The organism is Streptomyces sp. NPDC007084 (assembly GCF_040703595.1).
In the GTDB taxonomy this organism is placed as follows: domain Bacteria; phylum Actinomycetota; class Actinomycetes; order Streptomycetales; family Streptomycetaceae; genus Streptomyces.
In genome coordinates this window covers 294,965-312,569 of record NZ_JBEYFY010000001.1, presented here as the reverse complement: position 1 = coordinate 312,569, position 17,605 = coordinate 294,965, and the positions used below count along the sequence as shown (strand labels likewise).

The following is a 17,605-nucleotide window of genomic DNA, read 5'->3' as shown; positions in this document are numbered from 1 at the left end:
GTTCCCCACAGCCCAATCCGGCACCTTGGTGTGACGCCTTTCACTCGACCCGGTGAGATGACGCGTCGCGTTGCCGAACAGTGGACAGAGGTGTGGAGAAGCTGGGGATCACTGGGGACAACGGGCCGCTTCCTGTGGGCCGCCGGTGGACAACCCGGTGCACAGCCTGTGGATCTTTTCTTCGTCCACAGTCTGTGGAGAATCTTCGTCCACGAATCCACAGGCGGTTGACCTGGTCTGATGGTCTTTCAACAGGCTCCCCTGTGGACACGATCTGGACAACTTCCCGGTCCCCAGGATGTGGACGCGAGAAAGTCACCGAATCTGTGGAGGGCGGCCGTAACCCGGCGCCGAATCGAACAGCAGGTGTCGGTCGGGTAGCGGCGACGGCGGGCTCCGAAGCCTCGAATCGGCTCTGGAAGCCGTCCCGAGAGGCCGGAGGAGGTCCCGGAAGCGGCCTCCTGGCAGCCGCCGGAGTTTCCTGGGGACAGCGAAGGGCGCCCCGGGACGGTGTCCCGGGGCGCCCTCGGCAGACTCTTCGGCAGGTTCTTCGTCCGGCTCTTCGTCCGGCTCTTCGGCGGGCTCTTTGGCCGGCCGCGTCAGCCGTTCTTGATGCGGTTCGTCAGCTCGGTGACCTGGTTGTAGATGGAGCGGCGCTCGGCCATCAGCGCGCGGATCTTGCGGTCGGCGTGCATCACGGTCGTATGGTCACGGCCGCCGAACTGCGCACCGATCTTCGGCAGCGACAGATCGGTCAGCTCACGGCACAGGTACATCGCGATCTGCCGCGCCGTCACCAGGACCCGGCTCCGCGAGGAGCCGCACAGGTCGTCGACGGTGAGCCCGAAGTAGTCGGCCGTCGCCGCCATGATCGCGGTCGCCGTGATCTCCGGGGCCGAGTCCTCGCCGCCGGGGATCAGGTCCTTGAGGACGATCTCCGTCAGACCGAGGTCCACGGGCTGCCGGTTGAGTGACGCGAACGCCGTCACCCGGATCAGCGCGCCCTCCAGCTCGCGGATGTTGCGCGAGATGCGGGACGCGATGAACTCCAGTACCTCCGGCGGGGCGTTGAGCTGCTCCTGCACCGCCTTCTTGCGGAGGATGGCGATCCGGGTCTCCAGCTCCGGCGGCTGGACGTCGGTGATCAGACCCCACTCGAAGCGGTTGCGCAGCCGGTCCTCCAGCGTCACCAACTGCTTGGGCGGCCGGTCGCTGGACAGCACGATCTGCTTGTTCGCGTTGTGCAGCGTGTTGAAGGTGTGGAAGAACTCCTCCTGCGTCGACTCCTTGTCCGCGAGGAACTGGATGTCGTCGACGAGCAGGATGTCCATCTCCCGGTACCGCTTGCGGAAGCTGTCGCCCTTGCCGTCGCGGATCGAGTTGATGAACTCGTTGGTGAACTCCTCCGAGCTGACGTACCGCACCCGCGTGCCCGGGTAGAGGCTGCGCGCGTAGTGGCCGATCGCGTGCAGCAGGTGCGTCTTGCCGAGCCCCGACTCCCCATAGATGAACAGGGGGTTGTACGCCTTGGCCGGCGCCTCGGCGACGGCGACCGCGGCGGCGTGCGCGAAGCGGTTCGAGGCGCCGATGACGAACGTGTCGAAGAGGTACTTCGGGTTCAGCCGCGCGGTGGGCTCGCCCGGACCCGGTGCCGGCGCGGGCTGCGCCGCCTTCGGTCCGGGGGCACCGCTCGACGACGGCAGCGAGGGACCGCCCCTGCGCACCTGGCCGTTTCCGGACGGGTCCTGGAGGTCGCGGCGGTCGGGCCGCTGGTCGTAGTCCGGGCGCGGCTGGTCGTAGTCCTGGCGCTGCTGCTCGTAGGGCGAGCGGTCCAGCGACTGCGGCCGGTAGTCCTGCTGCGGCGATCCGTAGGGGTCGCGGTCGGGGAAACCGAGGCGCTGCTGCTGCCAGCCGTAGTCGTCCTGGGAGTGCCGCGGCCAGGCGCCCGGCTCGGGGCGCTGGTAGTCGGGGTAGGCGGGGCGCGCGCTGGGAAGCTGGTCGCCGGGCGCGCCGGGCAGTTGTTCGGGCCGTCCGCCCCGGTGGTCGTCGGCGCGGTGTCGCCCGTACCCCTCGTATCCGTCGCGGCGCGGGGACTCGTAGGGGTTGCGCTCCTCGCGGCCCTGCACCTCGTAGGGGTTGCGGTCCTCGCGCCCCTGGCCGCCGTCGTAGCCGCCCCGGTCGTCACGGTTCTGGCCGTCGTAGGCACCGCGGTCGTCCCGCTGGCCTTCGTAGCCGCCCCGGTCCTCGCGGCCCTGGCCGCTGTCGTACGAGCCCCGGTCATCCCGGCCCTGACCGCCGTCGTACGGGCCGCGCTCGTCGCGTCCCTGGCCCTCGTAGGCGTCGCGGCCCGGTCCGGCGGAGGGTTCCGACTCCTCGTAGCGGGGGGCCGGGGGCGTGGGAGACGGTTCGCCGGCGGAGTCGTCGACGGTGATGGCGATACGGATCGGGCGGCCGCACTCGCGGCTCAGCGTCTCGCTGACGATCGGCGCGAGACGGCCTTCCAGGACGCCCTTCGCGAACTCGTTCGGGACGGCGAGCAGGGCGGTGTCCGCGACCAGCGCCAGGGGCTGGCAGCGCTTGATCCAGTGTTCGTCCTTGACCTCGACGCCCTGCCCACGGCCCTCACCGAGGAGTTGTTCCAGTACTCGTGGCCACACTGCGGCAAGATCGGCAGGTACGTCAGCCACAGGGCACGCTCTCTCACGGGTCCCACGAACGTGTGGTTCTGGGAACGGGTCGGTAAATCAGTCGGGGTGGGGCGGAGGAACAAAACCGCTGGGGCGGTGAGAACGGAACGAATCGGAGTTCGGCCACGGTAGTCAGGGCGACGGGTGCGGTTCAAGTTGTTGTCCCCAGCCTGTGGACAGTGTCCCCCGCCAGGGACTGGTTTGACCGGATGGCGTAGCCGCGCGTACCGTAACCAGGTCGAGTTGTCGATGGCTGCTGCCGCCTGCCTCCGATGGGCACAGATCGCGAAGCGTGATCGGGAAGCGGTGCACTCGGGCGTAATGCGAGTTTCCTCGTGGGCGCACGGTGACAGCCAGGACGGCACCCCGCCACCACCGATTCTTTCTGGAGCCCCCGAGTGAGCAAGCGCACCTTCCAGCCGAACAACCGTCGTCGCGCCAAGACCCACGGCTTCCGCCTGCGGATGCGCACCCGTGCCGGCCGCGCGATTCTCGCGAACCGCCGTGGCAAGGGTCGCGCCAGCCTGTCCGCCTGATTACTCACAGGTCATGATCTCGTGCTGCCTACCGAGCATCGGCTGAGGCGGCGCGAGGACTTCGCGACCGCGGTACGCCGAGGACGCCGGGCCGGACGCCCGCTTCTCGTCGTCCACCTTCGTAGCGGTGCACCGGACCCGCACGCGCCTGGGGAGAGCGCTTCCCAGCCGCGTGCGGGTTTCGTCGTGAGCAAAGCCGTGGGCGGAGCGGTCGTACGCAACAAGGTGAAGCGCAGGCTTCGCCATCTGATGCGTGACCGAGTCACTCTGCTGTCCCCCGGTAGCCTGGTAGTCGTACGAGCGCTGCCCGGTGCGGGTGACGCCGACCATGAAGAGCTGGCCCGAGACCTGGACGCCGCCTTGCGGCGGCTGCTGGGAGGGGGCGCGCGATGAAGTACCCACTGCTTGCTCTGATCAAGATCTATCAGTGGACGATCAGCCCGTTGCTCGGGCCGGTCTGCAAGTACTACCCGTCGTGCTCCCACTACGGCTACACAGCCATCGACCGGCACGGTGCGATCAAGGGAACGGCACTTACCGCCTGGCGCATCCTCCGGTGCAATCCGTGGTCGCTGGGCGGTGTGGACCATGTTCCGCAGCGCAAGCGTCCGCGGTGGCACGAATCGCTGCGTAACGCCTGGCGTGCACGCAAGGGCGGGACCTCCGCCGCCGAACCGGCCACCGGGGAGACCACTGCCCCGAGCCCGGCCGCCGAGACCCCGTCCCATGCTCAAGGAGCCTGATTAGTGGACACGATTGCCAGTCTTTTCAGCTTCATCACGACACCCGTTTCGTGGGTCATCGTCCAGTTCCACTCCGTGTACGGGCACATCTTCGGCCCCGACACGGGCTGGGCCTGGGGCTTGTCCATCGTGTCCCTGGTGATTTTGATCCGGATCTGCCTGATCCCGCTCTTCGTGAAGCAGATCAAGGCCACTCGGGCCATGCAGACACTGCAGCCCGAGATGAAGAAGATCCAGGAGCGCTACAAGAACGACAAGCAGCGCCAGTCCGAAGAGATGATGAAGCTGTACAAGGAGTCGGGTACCAACCCGCTCTCCTCGTGCCTTCCCATCCTGGCCCAGTCGCCGTTCTTCTTCGCCCTGTACCACGTGCTCAACGGCATCGCGACGGGCTCGACGATCGGTGTCATCAACGACTCGTTGCTGGCCAGCGCCCGTAAGGCGCACATCTTCGGTGCCCCCCTCGCCGCGAAGTTCACGGACGGCCAGAGCAAGGTCGAGGCGCTCGGCGCTTCGCTGACCGACGTCCGGGTCGTCACCGCGATCATGATCGTGATGATGTCGGCGTCGCAGTTCTACACGCAGCGCCAGCTCATGACGAAGAACGTCGACACCACGGTGAAGACGCCGTTCATGCAGCAGCAGAAGATGCTGATGTACGTCTTCCCGGTCATGTTCGCCGTCTTCGGCATCAACTTCCCGGTCGGTGTCCTCGTCTACTGGCTGACCACCAACGTGTGGACCATGGGCCAGCAGATGTACGTCATCCGGAACAACCCGACCCCTGGCTCGAAGGCTCAGGCCGCCTACCTGGAGCGTCTGCACAAGCACGTGACGCACCACGGCAAGACCCGCAGCCGCCGCGAGAAGGGCATCGTCAAGGCCATCGTCGCCAAGGGCCGCGACCGCAACGAGTTCGAGCGCAAGTTCATCAACGGCCTCACCAAGGCCGGCCTCGTGGCCCAGGCCGACGGGTCCGTGGTGAAGAGCGACAGCGCGGTAGTCGTCGAGACCGAGGACGGCACCACGACGACGGCTCCGGCCGCCCCCAAGCGCCAGCAGCCCAAGCGCCAGTCCAAGTCGCAGCGCCAGTCGGCCGTGACCGCCGGCGGAGCCGAGCCGAAGACGTCACTGACCAAGGCCGGAGACCCGGAGGACGCCAAGCCCTCCGGCGCGAAGCCCGCCACCGCCGGTGGCGGCAAGCCCGGCGCCGGTACCCGCAGCAAGGCCCAGTCCGGACAGCGCAAGGGCCCGCAGCGGCCCAAGTCCCCGTCCAAGAAGTAAGAAGGAGTCCATCCCGTGACGGAAGGCACCACCTCCGCCGCCGCCGAGGGCGACACCCTGTCCCGCCTGGAGCAGGAAGGCGAGATCGCGGCGGACTACCTCGAAGGTCTGCTCGACATCGCCGATCTCGACGGCGACATCGACATGGACGTCGAGGCCGACCGCGCCGCTGTCTCGATCATCAGCGACTCCGGCGGCCGTGACCTGCAGAAGCTGGTCGGCCGGGACGGCGAGGTGCTGGAGGCGCTCCAGGAGCTCACGCGCCTGGCCGTGCACCGTGAGACCGGGGACCGCAGCCGGCTGATGCTGGACATCGCAGGTTTCCGCGCCAAGCGGCGCGAGGAGTTGTCGGAGCTGGGTGCCAAGGCCGCCGCCGAGGTGAAGAGCTCCGGCGAGCCGGTGAAGATGGACCCGATGACGCCCTTCGAGCGCAAGGTGGTGCACGACGCGGTCAAGGCCGCGGGCCTGCGCAGCGAGTCCGAGGGCGAGGAGCCGCAGCGCTTCGTCGTCGTGCTCCCCGCCTGATCGGTACGTACGCTCCCTCGGCCCCGTCTGTTGCGCAGACGGGGCCGAACTTTGTCAGCCTGGTAGTCCCCCGCAAGGCTGTGGTCCCCCGACCTGGAACGCCGGCCGCGATCCCCGGGCCTGCGGTCCTCCACGGTTGTTAGTCCCTGGTAGTCCTGGTGAACAGCGCTCAGAGCGCTCAAGCGGTACGGAAGGACGGTCCCCCGTGACGGAGGCAGCGGAGCTTCCCCCCGCGCCCGAGCAGGCGCGCGAGGTATTCGGCGATCGCTTCGCGGACGCGGTCCGATACGCGGAACTGCTGGCCGAGGCGGGAGTGCAGCGCGGGCTGATCGGCCCTCGCGAGGTGCCCCGGCTGTGGGAGCGGCACCTGCTGAACTGCGCGGTCCTCTCCGAGGTCGTGCCCGAGGGCGTGACCGTGTGCGACGTCGGCTCCGGCGCCGGACTTCCCGGCATCCCGCTGGCCCTCGTCCGGGAGGACCTCAAGATCACGCTCCTGGAGCCGCTGCTGCGCCGGACCACCTTTCTCACCGAGGTCGTGGAGATGCTCGGCCTCGATCACGTGACCGTGGTGCGCGGCCGTGCCGAGGAGGTCATGGGCAAGCTCCAGCCGGTGCACGTGGTGACGGCACGGGCGGTCGCCCCGCTCGACCGGCTCGCCGCCTGGGGCATTCCGCTGCTGCGTCCGTACGGCGAGATGCTCGCCCTCAAGGGCGACACCGCCGAGGAGGAGCTGAAGGCCGCGTCCACCGCCCTGAGCAAGCTCGGCGCCGTCGAGACCTCCGTGCTGCATGTCGGTGAGGGCGTGGTGGACCCGCTGTCCACGGTGGTGCGCGTCGAGGTGGGCGAGAGCCCCGGCGGTGTCCGCTTCGCGGCCAAGCGCGCCAAGGCGGCCCGGACGGGTCGAACGCGCCGCCGCCGCTGACGTTCGCGAGCTGAGCGTCGCCGCCACTGACGTGCGAGAGCTGGGTGCCGCCGCCCTCGCCGCTCTCCGGTGGAGGCCGTGGCGGGTCGGTGGGGTGTCAATGCTCCCGGTCCTCTGAGTAGGGGCCGGGAGTTTTGCTGTGTCGGGGCGGGAGTTCTTTTCACGTGCGCAGCCGGTCCGCGTGACGAGCCCTACTCCACACAAGCAGCCAACCCGCGCATCTCGGAGTGTCGCGCCGTGATGACCCAGACGGCTAGGCATCGTGTTTCACGTGAAACGTCGCTCACTGTTGCACGGCATCATCAGTCGTGGCCGCGCCGCGGCCGAACCTCGCGACCGAAAGCCTCTCGGTTCACTCGGAGAGGGTGCGGAGTTGTCCACAGAGGTGGATTTCTCCACAGAACCACGGGCCTCGCTGGTTCACGACCCCGATCGCATGGGAGGCTCTGTTCATTGCGAGCCTGAAGTCGAGGAGAGTGAATCCTTGCGGTCCGACGCCAACATCGCGGGACCGATGACCGATCCGGTCCCCGGTCCCCGTACCGAGTCGATGGGGGAGGATGTTTCACGTGAAACACCGCCCCCTATGGACGACACTCCCATCGGTCGTGCTGCCCAACTGGCTGTGGAGGCGCTAGGCCGCGCCGGCGAGGGTCTTCCACGGCCCGAGCAGACCCGAGTCATCGTGGTCGCCAACCAGAAGGGCGGGGTCGGCAAGACCACGACCACGGTCAACCTTGCCGCCTCGCTGGCCCTGCACGGTGGCCGGGTCCTGGTGATCGACCTCGACCCTCAGGGCAACGCCTCCACCGCGCTGGGCATCGACCACCACGCCGAGGTCCCGTCGATCTACGACGTGCTGATCGACAGCAGGCCGCTCTCCGAAGTCGTCCAGGCGGTCCCCGACGTCGAGGGGCTCTTCTGCGCTCCCGCGACGATCGACCTCGCCGGCGCGGAGATCGAGCTGGTGTCGCTGGTGGCCCGCGAGAGCCGGCTGGAGCGCGCGATCCAGGCGTACGAGCAGCCGCTGGACTACATCCTCATCGACTGCCCGCCGTCGCTCGGTCTGCTGACCGTCAACGCCCTCGTCGCCGGCGCGGAGGTCCTCATCCCCATCCAGTGCGAGTACTACGCGCTGGAAGGTCTGGGGCAGCTCCTGCGCAACGTCGACCTGGTGCGTGGGCACCTCAACCCGAACCTCCACGTCTCGACGATCCTGCTCACCATGTACGACGGCCGGACGCGTCTCGCGTCACAGGTCGCGGACGAGGTACGCAGCCACTTCGGCAAGGAGGTGCTGCGGACGAGCATTCCTCGCTCGGTCCGCATCTCCGAGGCCCCGAGCTACGGGCAGACGGTCCTGACCTACGATCCGGGTTCGAGTGGTGCTCTCTCGTATCTGGAGGCCGCACGAGAGATCGCCCTCCGCGGAGTCGGAGTGTCGTACGACGCACAACATGCCCACACGGGCGCACAGAACGAACGGAACATGGTGGAGGGGATCCAGTGAGCGAGCGACGAAGGGGGCTGGGCCGGGGGCTTGGCGCACTGATCCCGGCGGCTCCCACAGGTGAGCGTGCGGGCGGTCCGGCGAGTGGGGCATCCACCTCGCCGGGTTCCGCCCCGGTCCTCACGGCGGAGCGCGGGGTCGCGGCGGCCAAGGTGACCACGCTGCCGCCTGTTTCACATGAAACCGAGGAGCCGGCACCGTCGGCTCCGAGCGCGGCCGGGGAGGGGCTCCAGGCGCCGGTCGGCGCCCACTTCGCCGAGCTGCCGCTCGACTTCATCACCCCGAACCCCCGGCAGCCGCGCGAGGTCTTCGACGAGGACGCTCTGGCCGAACTCGTCACCTCCATCAAGGAAGTCGGGCTCCTCCAGCCGGTCGTCGTGCGGCAGGTCGGCCCCTCGCGCTTCGAGCTGATCATGGGCGAGCGGCGTTTCCGGGCCTGCCGTGAGGCGGGACTCGAGGCCATCCCCGCGATCGTCCGGGCCACGGACGACGAGAAGCTCCTCCTGGACGCGCTGCTGGAGAACCTGCACCGGGCCCAGCTCAACCCGCTGGAAGAGGCCGCCGCCTACGACCAGTTGCTCAAGGACTTCAACTGCACCCACGACCAGTTGGCCGACCGGATCGGACGCTCCCGCCCGCAGGTCTCCAACACGCTGCGTCTGCTGAAGCTCTCGCCGTCCGTTCAGCGCCGGGTGGCCGCCGGGGTCCTCTCCGCCGGACACGCGCGTGCTCTCCTCTCCGTCGACGACTCGGAGGAGCAGGACCGCCTGGCCCACCGCATCGTGGCCGAGGGCCTGTCGGTGCGGGCCGTCGAGGAGATCGTCACCCTCATGGGGTCGCGTCCGCAGACGGCGCAGCGGGCCAAGGGGCCGCGCGCCGGCGGCCGGGTCTCCCCGGCGCTGAGCGAGCTGGCGACGCGGCTGTCGGACCGCTTCGAGACCCGGGTGAAGGTCGACCTGGGGCAGAAGAAGGGCAAGATCACTGTCGAGTTCGCTTCGATGGAAGACCTTGAGCGCATTCTCGGTTCCCTCGCTCCGGGCGAGGGACCGGTCCTGCAGAAGAGTCTCGGCGACGACGACTCCGACGACGCGGAGGCCTGAGCCGGCTCCCGGTGGACCGGTCGGCGACCGGTCCACCGGCGAGGAGCGGGCCGTGTCCGGTGTGTACCGGAACACGGCCCGCTCTTTGCTTTCTGTCGGTATCGATGGAATCGCATCGTGGATACCATGCGATGGGGTATGGCGCGTTCACCGGGCAGCACCTTCATCGGGGAGGCGGGGGCCATGCACACCGTGAGCCGTACCGGACTGGTCACCGCGGGTCTGGGCCTGGGGGCCGTCGGAGGGTTCGTCGGCAGCCTGCTCAGAGAGCGGAGCCATCTCACATCCGCCCGTGACGCCGCGGGGGAAGGAAGCGAGGAACATCCTTCATGGGGCGTCGGCTCGTACCGCTCACGCTGGACAACCTTCCGGACCTTCCCCAGCGCTGTCGGTCATGTGTCTTCTGGGAACTGGATCCCGTCAGCGGTGAGGCCGCGGTAAAGGCGGGCACGGCCGCGTCGGAGAAGGAGGCCTGGATCTCCGCGGTCCTGCTGGACTGGGGCTCCTGCGGCCGGGTGGTCTACGTGGACGACGTGCCGGTGGGCTTCGTGCTCTACGCGCCGCCGGCCTATGTGCCCCGGTCCACGGCCTTCTCCACGAGCCCCGTCTCGCCGGACGCGGTGCAGCTCATCACCTCGTTCATCATGCCGGGGTACCAGGGGCAGGGGCTCGGCAGAGTGATGGTGCAGACGGTCGCGAAGGACCTGCTCCAGCGAGGCTTCAAGGCCATCGAGGCGTTCGGCGACGCCCGGTGGAAGGAGCCCGCCTGCGTGCTCCCGGCCGACCACCTGTTGGCGGTGGGCTTCAAGACCGTGCGGCCTCATCCCACGTACCCGCGTCTGCGGCTGGAACTGCGGACGACGCTCTCCTGGAAGGAAGACGTGGAGTTGGCGCTGGACCGTCTCCTCGGGGCGGTACAGAAGGAGCCGGCCCTCCGCCCGCTCTGAGATCCGATGGCAAGCGAAATGGGCCGGCCCTTTCGGGCCGGCCCATTCGTGTTTCACGTGAAACATGCGCCGCGTGTGCGGCCGTCCTCGACTACTCGGCGATGAAGTCCTCGAGGTCACGCACGATCGCGGCCTTCGGCTTCGCGCCGACGATGGTCTTGGCGACCTCGCCACCCTGGTAGACGTTCAGGGTTGGGATCGACATGACGCCGTACTTGGCGGCCGTGCCCGGGTTCTCGTCGATGTTGAGCTTGACGATCTCGATCTTGTCGCCGTACTCGGCGGCGATCGCCTCGAGCGACGGCGCGATCTGGCGGCAGGGACCGCACCAGGCGGCCCAGAAGTCCACCAGCACGGGCTTGTCGCTCTTGAGGACGTCCTGCTCGAAGGAGTCGTCGGTCACGTTCTTCAGGGTGCCGGCCACGGCGGGCTCCTTAATTCGTTGTTGCGGTGGGGCGGACGGGGTGATCAGACGGTGGCAGCCGTGGTGGCCGCCTCGCTGTCCGCGAGGGCAGCGAGGTAGCGCTCGGCGTCGAGGGCGGCGGAGCAGCCGGTACCGGCCGCGGTGATCGCCTGGCGGTACGTGTGGTCGACGACGTCACCGGCGCCGAAGACACCGGTCAGGTTCGTCCGGGTCGACGGGGCGGCGACCTTCAGGTAGCCCTCTGCGTCGAGGTCGAGCTGACCCTTGAATAGTTCGGTACGCGGGTCGTGGCCGATCGCGATGAACAGACCGGTCACCGGAAGCTCCGAGGTCTCGCCGGTCTTCAGGTTCCGCAGCGTCAGACCGGCGAGCTTCGGGTCGCCCTTGATCTCGGCGACCTCGCTGTCCCACACGAACTTGATCTTCGGGTCGGCGAAGGCGCGCTCCTGCATCGCCTTGGAGGCGCGCAGGCTGTCCCGGCGGTGCACGATGGTCACGGACTTGGCGAAGCGCGAGAGGAAGGTGGCCTCCTCCATCGCGGTGTCGCCACCACCGATCACGGCGATGTCCTGGTCCTTGAAGAAGAAGCCGTCACAGGTCGCACACCAGGAGACGCCGCGTCCGGAGAGCGCGTCCTCGTTGGGAAGCCCGAGCTTGCGGTGCTGCGAGCCCGTCGTGACGATGACGGCCTTGGCGCGGTGCACCGTACCGGCGGTGTCGGTGACGGTCTTGATGTCGCCCGTCAGATCGACGGCGACGACGTCGTCCGGGACCAGCTCGGCGCCGAAGCGCTCGGCCTGGGCGCGCATGTTGTCCATCAGCTCCGGACCCATGACGCCGTCCTGGAAGCCCGGGAAGTTCTCCACCTCGGTGGTGTTCATGAGCGCACCGCCCGCGGTGACGGCGCCCTCGAAGACCAGCGGCTTCAGCGACGCGCGCGCGGTGTAGAGCGCCGCCGTGTAGCCGGCGGGCCCGGACCCGATGATGATCACGTTACGGACGTCGCTCACGGCTTCATTCCTCGTCTCTGGAGACTGCTGGTACCGGTGGGAGCCTGTCTCAGTACTCTCACCCCACCCAACGGATCCTAAGGGGCTTCAATTCCCGCTGTGTCCGGGCACACGGGGACGGGTTCCCGTACGAGAGTTCAGGACCGGGTGTAGGAGCGTGTCAGCAGCAGCTTGCCGGGCTTCGGGGAGGCCTGCTTCGCACAGGTGGCGTCGACGATGTGAGCCGTCACCTTCGTGCTGTCGGCGGGGTCGGCGACCACGAGGAGGAAGGCGTCCTTCCCCTGATACGTGCCGGCTTTGGCGCCGAGGAGCGGGCCGGTCTCCCCGGCCCCCTGCTCGACGCAGTCCGGAACGGGAGGCGTGGGTGTCATGAAGGTGCCGACGCCGCCGGAGTCGGTCTCGGTGTCCTGCGACTGCGCGCCCCAGGGCTTCTCACCGCTGGAGGGAGTCGCCGCCTTCTTGTTCTTGGCGAGGAGGTCCGACACCTCGGTCCGCAGCGTCGGCTCGGCGAAGGTGTCCTGCGCGCTGGACGCCGGCCGGTGGGCGTTCGGAGGGTTCTTGTCGGAGCCGTCGTCGCCCAGCGTCTGCACGAGGATGACACTCACTCCCAGCGCGGCGGCCGCGAAGGCGGTGCCGAGGAGCGCGACCGTACCGCGCCGCCCGCGCTTGGCCCGACGAGGGCGGCCTGGTCCGGTCGCGGCGCGCGGGCGCCCCGAGGGCCGGTCGGCCGTCGATGTTTCACGTGAAACATGGGGCTGGGGAGCGGCGGTGCCGGCGTCCTCGTCGGGCGCGGTGGCGCTCAGCAGAGCTTCCGCCGCCAGGGCCGCGTCGATCCTGCCGGCCACATCGTCCGGCATGCGGGGAGGGCCGGGCAGGGTGCCGAGCAGTCCGCGGATCTCCTCCAGGGAGTCGTACACGTCGGCGCAGAGCGCACAGTCGTCCAGGTGCCGCCGTACGTCCTCGGAGCGGGACGGCGGGAGCAGACCCTCGGTGAGGTCGGAGATCTCCGCGACGTCCGGGTGCCCGGCCTTGTCCGTCGTGGATGTCACGCTCGCCCACCTCCGCCCTTCACAGCAGTCGAATCGCTCGGTCCCCCGTCACGGGGTCCCGTCCCGTGCGGTCCCGCTGCCGGTGGGACGGATGTCCCCGGCGACCGGTTCCTTCCCCCGCCCGACTTCCTGGCCCCCTCGTCACCGCCGCTCTCCGCGCGGAGATGCGTGAGGAGGGGGAGGAGTCTGGCTCTGCCGCGGGCGCAGCGGCTTTTTACCGTGCCGGTCGGCACATCGAGCACCCGGGCCGCCTCCGCCACGGGGTAGCCCTGCATGTCCACCAGTACGAGGGCGGCACGCTGGTCGGCCGGGAGCGTGCTCAGCGCGGCTATGAGTTCACGGTGGAGGTCGTTGCGCTCGGCCGGGGCGGAGGCCGACTCGTGCGGTTCGAGGAGCTGCTCCAGGCGCTGGGTGTCGTCGACGGGGGAGGTCCGCCTCGACGCGGCTTTGCGCGCCCGGTCCAGACAGGCGTTCACCGTGATGCGGTGCAGCCAGGTCGTGACGGCCGACTGCCCGCGGAAGGTGTGGGCGGCCCGGTAGGCGGAGACGAGGGCGTCCTGGACGGCGTCAGCGGCCTCCTCGCGGTCTCCGAGCGTCCGCAGGGCCACGGCCCAGAGGCGGTCGCGGTGACGCCGCACCAGCTCGCCGAAGGCCTCGGGGTCGCCGTCCACATGACGGGCCAGGAGGTCCTGATCACTTACGCCACCGAACACGGCTTCGTCGGCCATCGGACCCCCTCCCCCTCGTCGCCGGCCGTCAGCCGGTGAACTTCACGTCCGTGATGGCCTGCTTGTATCCGGCGCCGCTGTACTGGTCCTTGCCCGAATAGGGGGCCGCCGTGATCCACACCAGGACGTATCGCGCGTCGACGGCCTTGTCCGTGGCGATCTTCAGCTGCCGGCCGGAGGTGGTGCCGGTGGCGATCTTCCTCATGGAGTCGACGGGAGCGGAGGACGACATGGAACCGGCGGCGTACAGCGACACCGTCGTGTGGTCGCCGCCGTAGTTCAGAGCTATCGACGCGGCCGAGACGCTCTGCGTGGAACCGAGGTCGTAGACGATGCCCACACCCTGCTTGTAGGGCGCCAGTGTGGGTCCGCCGGTGTACGAATACGTCCGCCAGTACGTCGTGCTGTCGCCGTCGTAGGTGAGCCGTACGTCGGCCGGATGCTGCGGCTTCCCGTCCGGGTAGTACTCCTGCGCGTCCTTGATCGCGATCGGCCTGACCGGCTTCGTCTTGTCGCCGTTCTTGTCGTTGCCGTCGGTCGTGTGTGTCTGCTTGGTGTCGTCGGACTTGTTGCCCCGGTCCATGAGCGCGTCGGCCAGCTGCCAACTGCCCAGTCCCAGCGCGGCGATGAGGAGCGCGGACACGGCCCACTTGAGGGCCTTGCCGGTGCGGCTCTGCAACGGAGGCGGCGGGGCCGTCACGGGCTGGCCAGCGCCGGGAGGGGACGGGCGGCCGTAGGTGCCCTGCTGGTACGAGGTGCGCTGGTACTCGGGCGGGGCGGTGAACGCGGGCTCCGGCGGGCGGATGCGGGGCATCTCGCCGATCGCCTTCACCAGCTCCTCGGGCGTGGTGCACGGCGACTCGTGACGTGAGGCGGTCGCGCCGTCGTTGGCGAGCGCGCGCATGGCCAGCTCCGACAGCCCGCGGTGCACTCCGGCACGCACCTGGTCGGGGGCGATCAGGCCGACGTCCTTGGGCAGGCCCGAGAGACCGTAGGCGTCGCTCTCGTACGGCCAGCGCTGAGTGAGCGAGGCGTACAGCAGCGCGCCGATCGCCTCGGTGTCGGTGCGCTGCGGGGTATCCGAACTGATCCCGCGCAGTGCGGCGTTCACGGCGAGCCCGCGGATGCGCCACTGTCCGGACGACGTGCGCAGCACGGCCCCCGGCGTGAGACGCAGATGCGCGAGGCCCTCGCGGTGCGCGGCCGCCATGGCCTGGGAGACCTGACTGACCATCTGGTAGGCCTCGTGCACCTCAAGGGGGCCCGAGGCGAGGAGCGCGGTCAGCTCCGTGGCGTCCGGCAGCCACTCGTGGACCACGTAGACGAGGTCGTTCTCCTCGACGGCGTCCAGGACCTGGACGAAGCGGGGGTCGCCCAGCAGGGCGGAGGAACGGGCCGCCGCGAGCACCGAGCGGGCGCGCGGATGGTCGGCCGGCAGGAGGTGGACACCGACGGCACGGCGGAGCTTCTCGTCCACCGCGCGCCAACTGCTGAAACCGTCCAGACGGGTGACGCACTCCTCCAGGCGGTAGCGCCTGGCGAGTTTGTGACCACTGTGCAGTTCGGGCGGTGAGGCCTTTCCGGGACTCTCGGTCCCGCCGCTCCCCTGTGCCTCTTCGCTGTCCGTTTCCCGCTCCCGGTCCTGGGCCACCCCGTCGGACGTGGACTGGTCCGCCTTCGCGGTCAGCGGCTCGTCGCCGCTGTTGTCTGCCACGTCGACGGCAGACGTGCTCCGTTCCGCCACCGTCGTCCCTGCCTCCCCATCCGTTGCGCACTGTCCGACGCAGAAACCAATTGTGCCCACAGTCCGGCGCTATGCACGACACGCGGCGGCGGACGATGGTTGTGCGCGTACCCCCGCCTCAGCGCCCCAGGCGCCCGCGGACCATTCCGACCAGTGAATTGAGCTCTTCGATACGCATCTTGCGTGCCGCGACGTAGAAGACGCCCAGCAGCGCGATCGATCCGGCGACGAGTGCCGCGATCGAGCCGAACACTCCGTGGCCGAGAACCCGGGTGATCGCGAAGCCGACGGCCCCGCCCACGACGGCGCCCGGGACGGAGGCGAGGCACAGACGCGCGTACGTCCGCAGCACGCGGGCGCCGTCCAGGTCGCCGTCCAGCCGCCTGCGCAGGCGCTGCCAGGCCACTCCGACGCCCACGGCGTAGGCCAGACCGTACGCGCCGGCCATGCCGACGACCGCCCACTGGGCGGGCAGCACCACGTAACAGACGGCGGACGCGGCGGCGTTGACGCCGGCCACGATGACTGTGTTGTAGAAGGGCGTGCGGGTGTCCTCGTAGGCGTAGAAGCCGCGCAGGACCACGTACTGCACCGAGAACGGGATGAGGCCGAGCGCGAAGGCCATGAGCACGTAGCCCTGGGACACGGCGGCGTGGGGCCCGCTGGACCCGAACAGCAGGGTGCACATGGGGATGCCGAGCGCGAGGAACATGAACGACACCGGGACGATGGCCACCGCCGAAGTCCGCAGTCCCTGCGAGATGTCGTCGCGGACGGCGCCCGGGTCACCGTCGTGGGCCGCGCGCGAGATCCGCGGAAGCATCGCCGCCATGACCGACACCGTGATGATCGCCTGCGGCATGCCCCAGATGAGCTGGGCGTTGGAGTAGGCCAGGATGCCTGTTCCGCCCTTGCCCGAGGCCTTCTGCGCGGCGGTCGCGAGCTGGGTGACGACAAGGACGCCCGCCTGGTTGGCGAGGACGAAGAGCACGGTCCATTTGGCGAGGTGGACGGCCTTTCCGAGACCGTGCCCGCGCCAGTCGAAGCGCGGCCGGAACCGGAAGCCGGCCTCCCGCAGGTAGGGAACCATCGCACCGGCCTGCACGACCAGACCGAGCAGGGTGCCGATGCCCAGGAGGCGGACACCGTCCGGCGGAATGTTGGTGACTTCCATGCCGGAGTGCCGCGCGGTGCCGTAGACCCAGAGGAACGTCCCGAAGGTGAAGATCATCACGATGTTGTTCAGGACCGGGGTCCACATCATCGCGCCGAACTTCCCGCGGGCGTTGAGGATCTGGCCCATGACCACGTGGACGCCCATGAAGAAGATCGTGGGCAGGCAGTACCGGGTGAAGGTGACCGCCACGTTGTTGGCCGCCGGGTTGCTCGCGATGGAGTCCGACATCAACTGGATCAGCAGCGGCGCGATGAAGACGGCGACGGTGACGATCACACCGAGCGCGACCATGACGAGCGTCAGCAGGCGGTTGGCGTACGCCTCGCCGCCGTCGTCGTCCTCCTTCATGGACCGCACGAGCTGCGGCACGAAGACGGAGTTGAGTCCGCCGCCGACCGTCAGGATGTAGATCATCGTCGGCAGCGTGTACGCCACGGTCCAGGCGTCACCGAGCGTCGCGGCGCCGAGGGCGGCCGTGATGATCATGGTGCGCACGAAGCCGGTGAGACGGGACACCAGCGTGCCCGCCGCCATCACCGCACTGGACTTCAGCAGGTTGGAGGCCCGGCCGCCCGACTTCGCCGGAGCTACCACCGGGGGCTCGGCGACCGGCGGAACCGGCGCGGGCGCCGGAGCGGGGACAGCGGCCGGGGCGTAGGAGTTGCGGGCGCCGCCCTGCTGCTGGTCGCGGAAGAGATGCGCGAAGGCGTCGGGCTCGTGCCCGTCCGCGCCGGCCTGGGTCACCAGATCGTCCACCCCCACGTACTGCGTGGTCCGGGCGTCGTCGCCGTACGGCAGGTGCCGCGTCGGTCCGGCCGGCTCTGGCGGGGGCGTCTGGGCCCACACCCGCGGGTCGGGTGCGTACTGCGGCGTGGGCGGCTGGGCGTAGAGCGGCTGCTGATGCTGGTAATAGGGGCCGGGCGGCGGCGGAGGGTGCGCGGCACGGTCGTAGAGCGCCTCCGTCACCGGGTCCTGAGCCGAGAGGTCCTGTCCCCGGTAGGGATCCTGGTCGTAGGCGTCCTGGAGGTACATGTCCGCGGGATGCCCCGGCTGCGTCTGGCCCGCCTCCGGCGTGCCTTCGGGGTAGCCGGAGCGGCCCGCGTCCTGGTACGGGTACTCCTCGGGATAACCCGAGGGCCCCGCGCCCTCGCCGCGGTCACCGTCGTACGGCGCGTTCATGGTTACCCCACCTCATCGTCCCCGGGCCCACCGGCCACGA

Annotated in this window: 16 protein-coding genes; 9 read left to right on the top strand and 7 right to left on the bottom strand. The window is 69.3% G+C overall.

What is annotated here, in order from left to right; genetic code table 11:
* Window positions 1-599 precede the first annotated feature (599 nt).
* The gene (gene dnaA / locus AB0912_RS01480; protein ID WP_366695497.1) at window positions 600-2,687 is read right to left on the bottom strand and encodes a chromosomal replication initiator protein DnaA; all 2,088 of its coding nucleotides are present in this window, start codon (window positions 2,685-2,687) and stop codon (window positions 600-602) included.
* 398 nt (window positions 2,688-3,085) lie between these two features.
* Between dnaA and rpmH the strand changes: the two genes are divergently transcribed.
* The 9 genes from rpmH to AB0912_RS01435 all read left to right on the top strand — a co-directional run bounded on the left by rpmH (window position 3,086) and on the right by AB0912_RS01435 (window position 10,254).
* The gene (gene rpmH / locus AB0912_RS01475) at window positions 3,086-3,223 is read left to right on the top strand and encodes a 50S ribosomal protein L34 (RefSeq protein WP_006381191.1); all 138 of its coding nucleotides are present in this window, start codon (window positions 3,086-3,088) and stop codon (window positions 3,221-3,223) included.
* Window positions 3,224-3,244: 21 nt separating this feature from the next.
* The gene (rnpA, locus tag AB0912_RS01470) at window positions 3,245-3,616 is read left to right on the top strand and encodes a ribonuclease P protein component (RefSeq protein ID WP_366695495.1); all 372 of its coding nucleotides are present in this window, start codon (window positions 3,245-3,247) and stop codon (window positions 3,614-3,616) included.
* Window positions 3,613-3,966, top strand: coding sequence for a membrane protein insertion efficiency factor YidD (yidD, locus tag AB0912_RS01465; protein ID WP_366695493.1), 354 nt, complete (start codon window positions 3,613-3,615; stop codon window positions 3,964-3,966). The genes rnpA and yidD overlap by 4 nt, the downstream gene beginning before the upstream one ends.
* Window positions 3,967-3,969: 3 nt before the next feature.
* Window positions 3,970-5,250 carry a membrane protein insertase YidC gene (gene yidC / locus AB0912_RS01460; RefSeq protein ID WP_366695491.1) on the top strand — a complete coding sequence of 427 codons (1,281 nt, stop codon included), beginning with the start codon at window positions 3,970-3,972 and terminating at the stop codon, window positions 5,248-5,250.
* 15 nt (window positions 5,251-5,265) lie between these two features.
* A complete protein-coding gene (locus AB0912_RS01455) occupies window positions 5,266-5,775 on the top strand; it encodes a R3H domain-containing nucleic acid-binding protein (RefSeq protein ID WP_366695489.1) in 510 nt (169 codons plus the stop codon).
* Window positions 5,776-5,980: 205 nt separating this feature from the next.
* Entirely contained in the window at window positions 5,981-6,697 is a 717-nt protein-coding gene (rsmG, locus tag AB0912_RS01450) for a 16S rRNA (guanine(527)-N(7))-methyltransferase RsmG (RefSeq protein WP_366695487.1), read from the top strand.
* A gap of 436 nt (window positions 6,698-7,133) precedes the next feature.
* Window positions 7,134-8,207, top strand: a complete 1,074-nt coding sequence (locus tag AB0912_RS01445) for a ParA family protein (RefSeq protein ID WP_366695485.1) — start codon at window positions 7,134-7,136, stop codon at window positions 8,205-8,207.
* The gene (locus tag AB0912_RS01440) at window positions 8,204-9,307 is read left to right on the top strand and encodes a ParB/RepB/Spo0J family partition protein (protein ID WP_366695483.1); all 1,104 of its coding nucleotides are present in this window, start codon (window positions 8,204-8,206) and stop codon (window positions 9,305-9,307) included. Before AB0912_RS01445 ends, AB0912_RS01440 begins: the two co-directional genes overlap by 4 nt.
* Window positions 9,308-9,636: 329 nt before the next feature.
* Window positions 9,637-10,254 (top strand): GNAT family N-acetyltransferase, encoded by a 618-nt coding sequence (locus tag AB0912_RS01435; RefSeq protein ID WP_366695481.1) that lies wholly within the window; start codon window positions 9,637-9,639, stop codon window positions 10,252-10,254.
* 91 nt (window positions 10,255-10,345) lie between these two features.
* Here AB0912_RS01435 and trxA read toward each other — a convergent pair whose 3' ends face one another.
* The 6 genes from trxA to murJ all read right to left on the bottom strand — a co-directional run bounded on the left by trxA (window position 10,346) and on the right by murJ (window position 17,565).
* Window positions 10,346-10,678: a thioredoxin gene (trxA, locus tag AB0912_RS01430; protein ID WP_007383275.1), complete on the bottom strand. Its 333-nt coding sequence runs from the start codon at window positions 10,676-10,678 to the stop codon at window positions 10,346-10,348.
* A 44-nt stretch (window positions 10,679-10,722) separates the two neighbouring features.
* Window positions 10,723-11,688: a thioredoxin-disulfide reductase gene (gene trxB / locus AB0912_RS01425; RefSeq protein WP_366695479.1), complete on the bottom strand. Its 966-nt coding sequence runs from the start codon at window positions 11,686-11,688 to the stop codon at window positions 10,723-10,725.
* Window positions 11,689-11,825: 137 nt separating this feature from the next.
* On the bottom strand, window positions 11,826-12,737 hold the full coding sequence (locus AB0912_RS01420; protein ID WP_366695477.1) for a hypothetical protein: 912 nt from the start codon (window positions 12,735-12,737) through the stop codon (window positions 11,826-11,828).
* Window positions 12,734-13,465: an RNA polymerase sigma factor SigM gene (gene sigM, locus AB0912_RS01415; protein ID WP_366695475.1), complete on the bottom strand. Its 732-nt coding sequence runs from the start codon at window positions 13,463-13,465 to the stop codon at window positions 12,734-12,736. The genes AB0912_RS01420 and sigM overlap by 4 nt, the downstream gene beginning before the upstream one ends.
* Before the next feature lie 28 nt (window positions 13,466-13,493).
* On the bottom strand, window positions 13,494-15,209 hold the full coding sequence (locus AB0912_RS01410) for a serine/threonine protein kinase (protein WP_366695473.1): 1,716 nt from the start codon (window positions 15,207-15,209) through the stop codon (window positions 13,494-13,496).
* 118 nt (window positions 15,210-15,327) lie between these two features.
* A complete protein-coding gene (gene murJ, locus AB0912_RS01405; protein WP_366695471.1) occupies window positions 15,328-17,565 on the bottom strand; it encodes a murein biosynthesis integral membrane protein MurJ in 2,238 nt (745 codons plus the stop codon).
* Window positions 17,566-17,605 lie beyond the last annotated feature (40 nt).

Bases quoted from the DNA above. Each gene is read 5' to 3' on its own strand.
- yidD (WP_366695493.1), top strand. From the start codon at position 3,613: ATGAAGTACCCACTGCTTGCTCTGATCAAGATCTATCAGTGGACGATC.
- AB0912_RS01445 (WP_366695485.1), top strand. From the start codon at position 7,134: ATGGGAGGCTCTGTTCATTGCGAGCCTGAAGTCGAGGAGAGTGAATCC.
- AB0912_RS01435 (WP_366695481.1), top strand. From the start codon at position 9,637: ATGGGGCGTCGGCTCGTACCGCTCACGCTGGACAACCTTCCGGACCTT.
- sigM (WP_366695475.1), bottom strand. From the start codon at position 13,465: ATGGCCGACGAAGCCGTGTTCGGTGGCGTAAGTGATCAGGACCTCCTG.
- murJ (WP_366695471.1), bottom strand. From the start codon at position 17,565: ATGAACGCGCCGTACGACGGTGACCGCGGCGAGGGCGCGGGGCCCTCG.